The organism is Microbacterium natoriense, assembly GCF_030816295.1.
Lineage (GTDB): Bacteria > Actinomycetota > Actinomycetes > Actinomycetales > Microbacteriaceae > Microbacterium > Microbacterium natoriense_A.
In genome coordinates this window covers 1,982,607-1,995,031 of the sequence record NZ_JAUSXV010000001.1, presented here as the reverse complement: position 1 = coordinate 1,995,031, position 12,425 = coordinate 1,982,607, and the positions used below count along the sequence as shown (strand labels likewise).

Genomic DNA, 12,425 nt, shown 5'->3' with positions numbered 1-12,425 from the left:
CCGCGGCACGACGTAGGATGGAGGAATGAGCGCGCAGAACGACACCCCCGTTGAGACTCTGTCGTTCGAAGCCGCTCGCGACGAACTCGTCAGAGTGGTCTCCGAGCTCGAACAGGGCGCACCGACTCTCGAGCAGTCGCTGGCCCTCTGGGAGCGCGGCGAGGCGCTGGCCGCCCGCTGCGAGGAGTGGCTCCTCGGCGCGAAGCGCCGCCTCGACGCCGCCCGGTCGGCGGCATCCGACGAGGACGAATCGTGAACAAGCCCGCGCCGATCGTCGCCGAGCTCGGCCGACCAGAGACCCCGGAGGAGACCGCTGCACGCAAGGCGGAGTCCAGCCGCGCGTACCGATCCAGCCAGAACGTGCGCAGCCTGGTCGCCGCCCTCATCGTCACTCTCGCCGTCGTCGCGGTCATCGTCTTCGCGGTTCCCCGCGGCGAGCCGGCATCCGCGCCTCACGTCGACCTCGCCGCCATCTCCGCAGACGTCGAATCGACCATGGATCGCGCCGTCATCGTGCCCGAACCGGGCACATTCTGGCGAGTGAACAAGGCCGAGCTCACGAGCGGCTCGACCGTGGTCTGGGATGTCACGCTCGCCCCGAAAGACGAGGACGAACGCGGATTCATCAAGTTCGCCCAGGCCTTCGACGCGGACTCGTCCTGGGCGCCGCAGCGTCTGAACGGCACCGCGACGACCGACACCGTCAGGATCGACGGTCGGGAGTGGGATGTGTACGAGCCCGGCGACGCCGGTGCGAAGCAGAACATCACGTACGCGATCGGCACGCAGGTCGGGGCCGACTACGTGCTGCTCTACGGCTCACGATCGGCCGATTCGACAGCAGAGCTCGCCGAATCCCTCACACCGCAGATCGATTCGCTCTCGGAGGCATCATGACCCGGACGCTCACCCCCGCTGCCGCCTGGAAGCAGATGCAGGAGGGTAACCAGCGCTTCGTCGCCGACGCGCCCGCTCATCCCAACCAGGACGTCGCCCGTCGCAAGACCCTCGCGGCCGCGCAGAATCCCGTCGCGACCCTGTTCGGATGCTCCGACTCGCGTCTTGCGGCCGAGATCATCTTCGACCTGGGACTCGGCGACCTCTTCGTCGTCCGCAACGCCGGGCAGGTCATCGGCGAGTCGATCGTGGCGAGCCTCGAGTACGCGGTCGCCGTGCTCGATGTGCCGCTGATCGTCGTGCTGGCCCACGACTCGTGCGGCGCCGTCCGGGCCGCGATCGACGGCACCGCGATCGACGCCGCGCCCCTGCCGCCGCACATCTGGAAGCTCATCGCACCGATCGTGCCCGCCGCCCGCAAGGTGCTGGTCGAGAACGGCGGCACGACGGTCGCCGACATCGATTCCGAACTCGTCGGCCAGGAGCACCTGCGCAACACCGTGCGCGATCTGCTGCAGTCGTCCGAGCTGATCAGCGGACGCCGTCGCCGAGGGCCGGCTGGGCATCGTCGGCGCCAACTACCGCCTGTCCGAAGGCACCGCCGTCCCCGTCATCACGGTCGGCCTCGACACCACAGACCCCCGATAGCACCACACACACATCCAGGGGAACGCCCCCGAAACCAAGGAGGGTTCGGAATGACCGACACACACCAGCGCAGCGGCGACGAGGCGCAGTACCGCATCGAGCACGACACGATGGGTGTGGTGCGGGTGCCCGTGAACGCGCTCTACGGGGCGCAGACGCAGCGCGCCGTGGAGAACTTCCCGATCTCGGGCAAGGGGCTGGAGTCGACGCAGATCGCCGCCCTCGCACGCATCAAGAAGGCCGCCGCTCTGGCGAACAAGGAGCTGGGCACGCTCGACGGCGCGATCGCCGACGCGATCGCGCAGGCTGCCGACCAGGTCGCCGCAGGAGCGCACGACGGCGAGTTCCCGGTCGACACGTACCAGACCGGCTCCGGCACGTCTTCCAACATGAACATGAACGAGGTGCTCGCGACCCTCGCGACCCGCATCCTCGGCGCGTCCGTGCACCCCAACGACCACGTGAACGCCTCGCAGTCGTCAAACGACGTGTTCCCCACATCCGTGCACATCGCCGTGACGCAGGCACTCATCGACACCCTGATCCCGGCTCTCGACCACCTCGCGGTGGCCCTCGAGGCCAAGGCGGAGCTGTGGAAGGACGCAGTCAAGTCCGGCCGCACGCACCTCATGGACGCCACCCCCGTCACCCTCGGCCAGGAGTTCGGCGGTTACGCGCGCCAGATCCGTCTCGGCATCGAGCGCGTGCAGTCGGCACTCCCCCGCGTCGCCGAGGTCCCGCTCGGCGGCACCGCCGTGGGCACCGGCATCAACACCCCGCTCGGCTTCCCGCAGAAGGTCATCGCGCTGCTCGCCGCCGAGACCGAGCTGCCCATCACCGAGGCGAAGGATCACTTCGAAGCTCAGGCCAACCGCGACGGCCTCGTCGAGGCATCCGGCGCCCTGCGCACGATCGCCGTCTCGCTGACGAAGATCAACAACGACCTGCGCTGGATGGGCTCGGGGCCGAACACGGGCCTCGGCGAGCTGCACATCCCCGACCTGCAGCCCGGTTCCTCGATCATGCCCGGCAAGGTCAACCCTGTCGTCCCCGAGGCCGTGCTCATGGTCTGCGCCCGCGTGATCGGCAACGACGCGACGGTCGCGTGGGCCGGAGCATCCGGCTCCTTCGAGCTCAACGTCGCGATCCCCGTCATGGGTACGGCGCTGCTCGAGTCGATCCGCCTGCTCTCGAACGCCTCGCGCGTGCTCGCCGACAAGACGATCGACGGCCTTCAGGCCAACCTCGACCGCGCCGCCGCCTTCGCCGGCATGAGCCCCTCGATCGTGACCCCGCTGAACAAGCTCATCGGATACGAGGCCGCCGCGAAGATCGCGAAGCACTCGGTCGCCAAGGGCATCACTGTGCGCGATGCTGTGATCGACCTCGGCTACGTGGAGCGCGGCGAACTCACGCTGGAGCAGCTCGACGAGAAGCTCGACTTGCTGAGCATGACCCACGCCGGCTGACGCCGGGTCCCCGGGGCATCCCTCTTCGGGGGCCGGCACGCCAGATCGGGGGACGAAGACCTCTTTTCGTCACCCGATCTGGTGTGTCGGCCCCCGTTGTGTTCGTCCTGCACAATCGCCAAGGCGGCGGGAGTTCTCCACCGAGTCCGTCGTCTTGGCGGATCAGCGGATGCCGACACGGAGTGTTCCTCGCACGATGAGCACATGCTCGATCCTCGCGCCACCCTCATCTCCCTCGGCGGCATTGCTCGCGGGACCACTCTTCAGGCACACGGCATAAGCAGGCCGCGGCTGTCGCGTGCGGTTCGCGATGGCGAAGTGGAGCGGTTGCGTCCGGGCGTATTCGGTACGACCTCGGTGCACGCGGAAGTGCGATCCGCGACACAGCACGGCGGCGCGCTCACCTGCGCGGTCGCGCTCCGAAAGCACGGTGTCTGGGTGCTCAATGACGACCTCCGCCCGCACGTCTGGGTAGGCCGCCGCGGACGTCGTTTCGAGCACCGCGGATGCCGTTGCACGAGCCACTACTTCCTCGGCGATGTTCCCCTTGGCGTGGTCGACATCGAGACAGCACTTCTTCAATTGCACCAGTGCGAGGGCGACGAGTCGTTCTTCGCCTCGTTGGAGTCCGCGTTGAACCTCCGCAAGCTGAGCCGTGCTGCTGCGCTGCGCATACGTCGCGCTCTGCCGGCATTGGCTCGGTGGCTGGTCGATATCGCGCGCTCCGACGCGCAGAGCGGTCTGGAGTCCCTTCTGCGCCTGCGGCTTCACATCATCGGAATCGTCCTCGCGAGTCAGGTGCAGATCCCTGGTGTCGGACGAGTGGACTTCGTGGTGGGAGATCGCCTGATCATCGAGGTCGATGGGAAGGAGAATCACAGCGGCCCTGATCGGCGCCATGACGACTTGGTGCGGGATGCCGCGGCATCCCGTCTCGGATACGAGACCCTGAGGTTCACCTACGCCCAGGTCGTTCACGACTGGTCGACCGTACAAGCCGCCATCCTGGCCGCGATGACCCGGCTGCGGGATCACGCGTGAATTCAGTTCGGGGGACGACACACCAGATCAGGGGACGAAATGCGGAATCCGTCCCCCGATGTGGCGTGTCGGCCCCGGAAGTGGAACCGCTCAGCTGAGCTCGGTGCCCTCCAGCAGCTCGGTGACGAGCGCGGCGATCGCGGAGCGCTCGGAGCGCATCAACGTGACGTGGGCGAAGAGGTCGTGGCCCTTCAGCGTCTCGATCACGCTCGCGATGCCGTCGTGCCGTCCGACCCTGAGGTTGTCTCGCTGACCGACGTCGTGCGTGAGGATGACGCGCGAGTTCTGGCCCATGCGGCTGAGCACCGTCAGCAGCACGTTGCGCTCGAGCGACTGCGCCTCGTCGACGATCACGAAAGCGTCGTGAAGCGAGCGTCCGCGGATGTGCGTCAGGGGCAGCACCTCGAGGATCCCGCGCTCGACGATCTCTTCCATGACGTTGCCCGAGACCACCGAGCCGAGGGTGTCGAACACCGCCTGACCCCAGGGGCCCATCTTCTCGTCGCGGTCGCCCGGGAGGTACCCGAGATCCTGCCCGCCGACCGCGAACAGCGGCCGGAACACGATGATCTTCTTCTGCTGCTGACGCTCGAGAACGGCGTCGAGGCCTGCGCACAGCGCGAGAGCCGACTTTCCGGTGCCGGCGCGTCCCCCCAGCGACACGATCCCGACCTCCGGGTCGAGCAGCAGGTCGATCGCGATCCGCTGCTCAGCCGAACGCCCGTGCATGCCGAACACCTCTCGATCGCCGCGCACGAGCTTGTACTCCCCGTCACCTGTCACCCGTCCGAGGGCGGAGCCGCGCTCGGAGTGGATGATGAGGCCGGTGTTGACCGGCAGCCCTCGGGCGTCTTCGCTGATTCCGACCTCGCTCTCGTAGAGGTCGCTGATCTCGTCTCCGGAGAGGTCGAGAGTGGTGATGCCGGTCCAGCCGGAGTCGACGGCCTGCTCCGCGAGGTACTCTTCGGCACGAAGGCCGAGCGACGCCGCCTTGACGCGCATCGGCAGATCCTTCGACACGATCGTCACGTCCTGCCCGTCCTGGGCGAGGTGCATGGCCACCGAGAGGATGCGCGTGTCGTTGTCGCTCAGACGGATGCCGGCGGGAAGGACCGAGGCGTCGGTGTTCGCGAGTTCCACGCGCAGGGTTCCGCCCTCGCCGACCTCCACGGGGAAGTCCAGGCGGCCGTGCTCGATGCGCAGATCATCGAGGTGCCGCAGCGCCTGACGCGCGAAGTAGCCGATCTCGGGGTCGTTCCGCTTGCCTTCGAGTTCACTGATGACGACCACGGGAAGCACGACCGAATGCTCGGCGAATCGGAAGAACGCCTGAGGATCGCTCAGCAGCACCGACGTGTCGAGCACATAGGTGCGCAGATCCTGATCAGGACCTGCGGATGCTGCCTGGCGAGGCGTCTTGCGGGTGGACTGCTGCTGCGCGGTGCTGCCTGTCTGCTGCGCTGTACGTGAGGTCACGACCACTCCCGACCCGGGGATTCCCGGCTATTCGAACGAGTCGACCAGGGGGTCACGAGTCGCGTACCTGAGGCCGACTCGATCGGGCGCCATGCCCGATGCCTAGAAGCTACGACCACCCGTCTGCTTAACCGCGGCTCGACACGCCGCCATTCGTTACGCGCTGATGAACGTCTCGTTGCCGAACGCGCCGAGCGCCTCGTCGAGGAGCTCCAGGGTCGCGGCATCCGTGCCTGCGTGCGGGGCGATCCGCACCGCCGATCCGCGCGCGGTGACGACGAGACCTGCGTTGGCGAGCGCCGCGGCGATCCGCGCCGGCTCCTGCGGAGCGAGCGCGACGATTCCGCCTCGTCGCTCACGGGCGCGGGGCGAACTCACCGCGATCCCGTTGCGGTCGGCGATCTCGATCACCGCGTCGACGCGTTCGGCGAGGCCTGTCTCGACCGCCGCCACTCCGGCGTCGCGCACGCCGCGCACGCCGACCGCGAGACGAGCGGCCGCGAGCGTATCGGGGCCGCTCACGGTGTACGCCTGGGCGGATGCCGCCGGATCGGGCAACTGGTCGGCGGGGAGCCCGACGGCAGAGGTGCCGGTGATCCCGCTGAGCACGGGGACGATGCGCTCGCGTGCCCGTGCCGAGAAGCGGGCGAAGCCTGTGCCGCGGCCGGCTCGAAGCCACTTGTAGCCGTGCCCCACGACCACATCCGCTGCGGCGTAGTCGTCGTCGACGATGCCGAAGGACTGCACCGCGTCGACGATGAGAAGACGGTCGGGCCCGATGAGTTCCCTGAGGGCTGCGAGATCGACCCGGTAGCCCGTGCGGAAGTCGATGTGACTGACGGCGACGGCTGAGACCTCGTCGTCGAGCGCGACTGCGACGGCATCCGTCGTCACCCTGCCGTCGGGCGGAGCGATCCATCGCGGGCTCACGGCGCCGCGTGACGCCAGGGCTGCGCGCTCCAGGGTGAGGCTCACGCTCGGGAACTCGGCCGTCGAGGCGATCACCGCACCGGACAGGCCGTACAGCGCGTGCATCAGTCCGTGCGTCGACGACGGCTGGAGGGCGATCTCGTCGGCCTCGGCACCGAGAAGCTCAGCGATGAGCTCCTTCGCCTCTCCCACGCGCTCCCCCACGAGAGCGAGAGAAGACGGGCGGCCGGTGCCGAGAAGATCCGCGTCGGCGAACACCTCCTCGCGCACCGATGTCGACAAAGGCCCGAAAGCCGCCCAGTTCAGATAGCCGGGCTCGGTGTCGAACGTCGCGAGGTAGTCGTCGAAGGTGCTCACCGCGCCATTCTGGCACGGTGCCGCTCAGCGCCCGAAGCGCCGATCACGATCGGCGAAGTCGCGGATCGCGCGAAGGAAGTCGACCTGACGGAGGTCGGGGCCGAGCGCCTCGACGAAGTAGAACTCACTGTGCGCGCTCTGCCACAGCAGGAAGTCGCTGAGCCGCTGCTCGCCGCTGGTGCGGATCACGAGGTCGGGATCGGGCTGCCCACCGGTGTAGAGGTGTTCGCCGATCATCTCGGGCGTGAGATGGGCGGCGAGGTCCTCCATCGTGCCGCCTGACGCTTCGTGCTTGGTGATGATGCTGCGCACGGCGTCGACGATCTCGTTGCGGCCGCCGTAGCCGACGGCGAGGTTCACATGCAGGCCGGTGTGGTCCCGCGTGCGCTCTTCGGCATCCGCCAGGACCTTCGCGAGCTCCGCCGGAAGGATGTCGCTGCGTCCGACGTGCTTGACGCGCCAGTTGCCTTCCCGCGAGAGCGCGTCCGCGAGCTCGGCGATGATCTCGATGAGGTCGGCCAGCTCGGCGGAATCGCGTTTGAGGAGGTTGTCGCTGGAGAGGAGATACAACGAGACCACGCGGATGCCGAGCTCATCGCACCAGCCCAGGAACTCCCGCATCTTCGCGGCTCCTGCCCGATGGCCCTCGGCCGGGGTCGTGTAGCCGAGCTGGCGAGCCCATCGACGATTGCCGTCGATCATCATCGCGACGTGGTGCGGCATGGTGGCAGGGTCCAGGTGCCGGCGCAGGCGGCTGCTGTAGAGCCGATACAGCGGTCCCCGCCCCTGGCTCTCCCGTGACATCACCTCCCTACGCTACCGCGCCCGTGCCCCGGCATCCGGTGCGGTTGCTGAGGATATGTACGGCCGTGGGCATGCTGCCCCGCCTAGAGTGAAAAGGTGAGCACACCCGAGAACTCGCCGGCCGACATGCCTGAACTCCCTCTTCTCGACGCGGCCGCGAAAGACGCCGCGATCGAGATCAAGCCGACCTGGCGCGGCTGGATCCACGCGGGCACCTTCCCGATCGCGGTCGTGGCAGGCATCGTGCTCATCTCGTTGACGGTCGGCACCCCGGGCAAGTGGGCGTCTGCCGTGTTCATGGCCACGTCCATGCTGCTCTTCGGCAACTCCGCGCTGTACCACCGCTTCGACTGGCGCCCGACGGTCAAGATGATCTTCAAGCGCATCGACCACGCCAACATCCTGCTGCTGATCGCCGGCACGTACACGCCGCTCGCCGTCCTCGCCCTTCCTCCGCAGAAGGGGCTGCTGCTGCTCGTCCTGGTGTGGAGCGGCGCGCTGCTCGGCATCCTGTTCCGGGTGTTCTGGATCAACGCACCGCGCTGGCTGTATGTCGCGCTCTACCTGCTGCTCGGCTGGGCGGCCGTGATGTACATGGTCGACCTGATGAACGCGAATTTCGCGATGATGGTGCTCGTCATCGTCGGCGGACTGCTGTACACCGGCGGCGCCGTCGTCTATGCCATGAAGAAGCCCAACCCGTGGCCGGGCCGCTTCGGCTTCCACGAGATCTTCCACGTGTGCACCGTGCTCGCATTCCTGTGCCACTGGGCTGCATGCCTGCTCATCGCCCTGGCACCGCTGAGCCCCTCGCTCGGCATACCCGCCTGAGCCGGAAACTACTTCTTGAAGGGGTCGTCGTCGCCCTCGTCGACGATCGGCAGGTCCGCATCGGTCTCCGTCGCACGGTCCGCAGCGAGAGCGGCTTCCTCGGCGTCGAGCTCCTCCCGCACCTCCTCGCGGTACCGGACCCGGCGGATGCGGCGGTTCATGTCGAGGATGAGCAGGACGACGGCGATCAGGATGACCACGACCGCTGCGAAGCCGATGAAGCCGGGCGAGACGAGCTGCGGGTCGACCGTCATCGTGGGCGTCGGCATCGGTGTGTCGGTCAGAGCGCGCATGTGTCGGCCTTTCATATGCAGGTCGCATAACCTGTAGAGACAAGCCTAACGACCGGAAGACCCCACCCGTGACGACCGCACAAGAGCTCGACGAACGCTATGGCCGTACCCGCAGGAAGCGGGCGCCCTGGGTCATCGCGATCATCATCGCCGTCGTCGGGGTCGGCGCCTTCGCGTGGATGACCGCGACCCGAGAGATGCAGTCGGTGGATGCCGATGACCTGGGCTTCGACCTGGTCGACTCCCACACGGTCACGGTGCGCTTCCAGCTCACCGGCGTGCAGGGCAAGGACGTCGCGTGCGTCGTCGAGGCGCTCGACGAGGAGTTCGGGATCGTCGGCTGGAAGGTCGTCGAGATCCCGGCGGGCGAAGAGCATTCTCAGGCCATCTCGGCGACCGTGCCCACGGTGGCCGAGGCCACGACAGGTTTGGTGAACACCTGCTGGGTCGCCTAGACTCGAGGAAGACAGACGACGCCCTGGCACCGTGCCAGGGCGTCTTGGCATATCCCCCGGAGGCCCCGGCCGGGATACCGAACGAAGGAGCTTCGTCATGTCTACCGATGCTCAGGTTCCCTTCCTCACGCAGGAAGCATATGACCGGCTCGTCGCTGAGCTGGAGCACCTGTCCACCACCGGCCGCGACGAGATCGCCAAGCGCATCGAGGCCGCCCGCGAAGAGGGCGACCTCAAGGAGAACGGCGGCTATCACGCCGCGAAAGACGAACAGGGCAAGCAGGAGGCGCGCATCCGCACCCTCGAGAACCTGCTGAAGACCGCCAAGGTCGGCGAGGCGCCGGCCAGTCGCGGCATCGTCGAGCCCGGCACCGTCGTCACCGCGAACGTGGCAGGTGGCGAAGAGGTCTTCCTGCTCGGCAGCCGTGAGATCGCGGTCGGCAGCGACCTCGACGTGTACAGCGAGGCCAGCCCGCTCGGTCAGGCCATCCTCGGCCTCAAGGTCGGCGAGAAGTCGTCGTACGAGGCGCCGAACGGCCGCTCGATCGACGTCGAGATCGTGAACGTCGAGACGTACACGGGCTGACACGCTGCTCCGGCCAACGTCGAATGGTCGTTGAGCGAGCGATGGTCGTTGAGCGAGCGAAGCGAGACGAAACGCAGAGACGAAGCGCCCCATCCGAACGACAACATCGGATGGGGCGTTTCTGCGTCGAAGCTCAGTCGGGCACGACGAGCGGTTCGAAGCCCGCGCGGCGCAGGGTATCCAGCGTGTGCTCGGAATGCTCGGGCCCGCGCGTCTCGACGCTCAGCTCGAGGAACACCTCACTGATCTGCAGACCGTGACCGTGCCGGGTGTGCATCGCCTCGATCACGTTGGCGCCGGCCTCGGCGATGAGCTCGGAGACCCGTGCGAGCTGACCGGGTCGATCGGGAAGCGGGATGCGGATGGTCAGGTAGCGACCGGACGCCGCAAGACCGTGCGACACCACCCGCTGCAGCAGCAGCGGATCGATGTTGCCGCCTGTGAGCACCGCCATGGTCGTGCCCGTGGGCTTGACCTTGCCGGCGAGGATCGCCGCGACGCCGGCGGCGCCGGCAGGCTCCGCCACGACCTTCGCCTGCTCGAGGAGGATCAGGATCGCGCGGGCGAGGTCGTCGTCGGTGACGGTGACGACCTCGTCGACGAGATCCTTGATGATCTCGAAGGGGATCGCTCCGGGGCGCGCCACGAGGATGCCGTCGGCGATCGTCGGCCGCGTCACGATGTCGACCGGATGACCGGCTTCGAGGGAAGGCGGCACGGCAGCGGCGTTCTCGGCCTGCACGCCGATGATGCGGATGCTGCGGCCGAGCTCGGCGGCCCGAGCCTTGACTGCAGCGGCGACACCGGCGATGAGGCCTCCTCCGCCGATGCCGAGAAGGATCGTGTCGACCTCGGGTGCGTCTTCGAGCAGCTCGAGACCGAGCGTTCCCTGGCCGATGATCACGTCGCGGTGATCGAACGGCGGGATGGCGACGGCGCCGGTGCGCTCGGCGAACTCGGCCGCGAGTCGCAGCGAGGTGGCGACGGTCTCGCCCTCCAGCACGACGTCCGCGCCGTATCCGCGCGTCGCGAGCAGCTTGGGCACAGGCACGCCGAGCGGCATGAAGATCGTGGCCTTGATCCCCAGCTCCTGAGCGGCCAGCGCCACCCCCTGCGCGTGGTTGCCGGCGGATGCTGCGACGACGCCGCGCGCCCGTTCCTCGGGGCTGAGGCGGGAAAGGCGGTACGCGGCGCCGCGGATCTTGAAGGACCCGGTGCGCTGCAGGTTCTCCATCTTCAGCAGCACCGGAGCGCCCAGAATGTCGGACAGCGCACGAGACGGGAGCGTCGGCGTGTGCGAGATCACCTCAGCCAGGCTGTGAGCGGCGTGCTCGAACTCGGTCAGGCTGGGGACTGCGCTCATCGATTGCTCCTTCTCCGCTGACGCGGAACTGTACTCCAGATAAGGTCTGCGTCGGGCAGGTCGCCGGTGCGCCAGGACCCGGTGCTGACGGTGACGGCCGCGACGTTGACGAACGCCGCGAGCGGCACGGCGAACAGCGCACCGGGGATGCCGCCGATCATCGATCCGCCGGCGACCACGAGCACCACCGCGAGCGGGTGGACCTTCACGGCCGAGCCCATCAGGATCGGCTGGAGGATGTGGCCCTCGAGCTGCTGGACGAGCAGCACGACCCCGAGCATCGCCAGCGCGATCCACGGGCCGTTGTAGACGAGGGCGAGCAGCACGGCGAGCGCGCCCGTGACGACGGCACCCACGATCGGAACGAACGAGCCGAGGAACACCAGCACGGCGACGGGGATGGCCAGCGGGACGCCGAGGAGCGCGGCGCCGAGACCGATGCCGACCGCGTCGATCGCCGCGACGAGCAGCTGGGTGCGTGCGTAGTTGACGATCGTCGCCCAGCCGTTGCGGGCTGCAGCGTCGGCTGCCGGGCGCGCGACGCGCGGGAACAGGCGCAGCGTCCACTTCCAGATGCCCCCGCCGTCGGCGAGCAGGCAGATGAGGATGAACAGGGCGAGGACGGCGCCGGTGACGACGTGCGCCGCGGTGGTGCCGACGCTGAGCGCGCCGTTCAGCAAGAGGTCGGCCTGGTCGTTGAAGAACCCTCCGGCCTGTTCGAGGTAGCCGTCGATCTGCTTCTGGGTGAGGTTGAGCGGGTCGCCCATCAGGAACTGCTGCAGATCGTCCACCGCCTGTGAGCTGCGCGCCTGCACCTCTTCGAGCTGCTGTCGGATCTGCCAGACCACCAGCGTGATCAGTGCGGCGACGATCCCGAGAGTGCCGATGATGGAGATCGCGACGGCGACCCATCGCGGGAACCTCTTGCGCAGCATCCACTCGAATGCCGGCCACAACAGGGCGGTGACGAGAATGCCGACCATCAGCGGGATCACCAGGAGCTTCAGCTGGATGACGATCCAGATGAACCCCGCGATCACCGCGGCGATCAGGAGCACCCGCCATGCATAGCCCGCGGTGACGCGCAGCCCCATGGGGACCGCCTCGTCGGCCTCGGTCGTGACGGTGCGGTCGGTCGGAATCGGACGCGGGCGGAAGAGATCCTTCAGCCGCAGACGCTGCTCTTCGCTCATCTGACAATCCTACGGGGCTGACACAGCCGGGATGAGCGCCGGCGCTTGCGCCGGCAGGACACGGACCTGCGGAGCGGTCGAG

General features: G+C 68.0%; 13 protein-coding genes and 1 pseudogene. 8 read left to right on the top strand and 6 right to left on the bottom strand.

The window, feature by feature from the left end; translation table 11 throughout:
• Nucleotides 1-25 precede the first annotated feature (25 nt).
• The 5 genes and pseudogenes from QFZ53_RS09110 (at nt 26) to QFZ53_RS09090 (ending at nt 4,055) form a co-directional block, all read left to right on the top strand.
• Nucleotides 26-256 (top strand): exodeoxyribonuclease VII small subunit, encoded by a 231-nt coding sequence (locus QFZ53_RS09110; protein WP_045259082.1) that lies wholly within the window; start codon nt 26-28, stop codon nt 254-256.
• A complete protein-coding gene (locus QFZ53_RS09105) occupies nt 253-897 on the top strand; it encodes a DUF4245 family protein (RefSeq protein WP_307295575.1) in 645 nt (214 codons plus the stop codon). The genes QFZ53_RS09110 and QFZ53_RS09105 overlap by 4 nt, the downstream gene beginning before the upstream one ends.
• Nucleotides 894-1,545, top strand: a pseudogene (locus QFZ53_RS09100) (carbonic anhydrase). The gene QFZ53_RS09105 and the pseudogene QFZ53_RS09100 overlap by 4 nt, the downstream one beginning before the upstream one ends.
• A gap of 50 nt (nt 1,546-1,595) precedes the next feature.
• Nucleotides 1,596-3,014 carry a class II fumarate hydratase gene (locus QFZ53_RS09095; RefSeq protein WP_307295573.1) on the top strand — a complete coding sequence of 473 codons (1,419 nt, stop codon included), beginning with the start codon at nt 1,596-1,598 and terminating at the stop codon, nt 3,012-3,014.
• A 204-nt stretch (nt 3,015-3,218) separates the two neighbouring features.
• Nucleotides 3,219-4,055 (top strand): type IV toxin-antitoxin system AbiEi family antitoxin domain-containing protein, encoded by an 837-nt coding sequence (locus tag QFZ53_RS09090; RefSeq protein ID WP_292910766.1) that lies wholly within the window; start codon nt 3,219-3,221, stop codon nt 4,053-4,055.
• Nucleotides 4,056-4,145: 90 nt separating this feature from the next.
• Here the strand turns inward: QFZ53_RS09090 and QFZ53_RS09085 are convergent, their stop codons facing one another.
• The 3 genes from QFZ53_RS09085 to QFZ53_RS09075 all read right to left on the bottom strand — a co-directional run bounded on the left by QFZ53_RS09085 (nt 4,146) and on the right by QFZ53_RS09075 (nt 7,622).
• The gene (locus QFZ53_RS09085; protein ID WP_307299379.1) at nt 4,146-5,432 is read right to left on the bottom strand and encodes a PhoH family protein; all 1,287 of its coding nucleotides are present in this window, start codon (nt 5,430-5,432) and stop codon (nt 4,146-4,148) included.
• 255 nt (nt 5,433-5,687) lie between these two features.
• Nucleotides 5,688-6,818: an aminotransferase class V-fold PLP-dependent enzyme gene (locus QFZ53_RS09080; RefSeq protein ID WP_307295572.1), complete on the bottom strand. Its 1,131-nt coding sequence runs from the start codon at nt 6,816-6,818 to the stop codon at nt 5,688-5,690.
• 24 nt (nt 6,819-6,842) lie between these two features.
• A complete protein-coding gene (locus QFZ53_RS09075) occupies nt 6,843-7,622 on the bottom strand; it encodes an isoprenyl transferase (RefSeq protein WP_292910794.1) in 780 nt (259 codons plus the stop codon).
• A 126-nt stretch (nt 7,623-7,748) separates the two neighbouring features.
• On the opposite strand from QFZ53_RS09075, the gene trhA reads away from it, so the two are divergent.
• Nucleotides 7,749-8,453 (top strand): PAQR family membrane homeostasis protein TrhA, encoded by a 705-nt coding sequence (gene trhA / locus QFZ53_RS09070; RefSeq protein WP_307299378.1) that lies wholly within the window; start codon nt 7,749-7,751, stop codon nt 8,451-8,453.
• Nucleotides 8,454-8,461: 8 nt separating this feature from the next.
• Here the strand turns inward: trhA and QFZ53_RS09065 are convergent, their stop codons facing one another.
• Nucleotides 8,462-8,746, bottom strand: coding sequence for a hypothetical protein (locus QFZ53_RS09065; protein ID WP_292910770.1), 285 nt, complete (start codon nt 8,744-8,746; stop codon nt 8,462-8,464).
• 68 nt (nt 8,747-8,814) lie between these two features.
• Here QFZ53_RS09065 and QFZ53_RS09060 point away from each other — a divergent pair, with 68 nt between their 5' ends.
• Together QFZ53_RS09060 and greA are read left to right on the top strand one after the other, a co-directional pair.
• Nucleotides 8,815-9,201 (top strand): DUF4307 domain-containing protein, encoded by a 387-nt coding sequence (locus QFZ53_RS09060; protein WP_307295571.1) that lies wholly within the window; start codon nt 8,815-8,817, stop codon nt 9,199-9,201.
• A gap of 97 nt (nt 9,202-9,298) precedes the next feature.
• Nucleotides 9,299-9,787 (top strand): transcription elongation factor GreA, encoded by a 489-nt coding sequence (gene greA / locus QFZ53_RS09055; protein ID WP_307295569.1) that lies wholly within the window; start codon nt 9,299-9,301, stop codon nt 9,785-9,787.
• 133 nt (nt 9,788-9,920) lie between these two features.
• On the opposite strand, the gene ilvA is transcribed toward greA, so the two are convergent.
• Together ilvA and QFZ53_RS09045 are read right to left on the bottom strand one after the other, a co-directional pair.
• Nucleotides 9,921-11,150, bottom strand: a complete 1,230-nt coding sequence (gene ilvA, locus QFZ53_RS09050; protein WP_292910776.1) for a threonine ammonia-lyase — start codon at nt 11,148-11,150, stop codon at nt 9,921-9,923.
• Nucleotides 11,147-12,343, bottom strand: a complete 1,197-nt coding sequence (locus QFZ53_RS09045) for an AI-2E family transporter (protein ID WP_307295567.1) — start codon at nt 12,341-12,343, stop codon at nt 11,147-11,149. The genes ilvA and QFZ53_RS09045 overlap by 4 nt, the downstream gene beginning before the upstream one ends.
• Between the last annotated feature and the right edge of the window lie 82 nt (nt 12,344-12,425).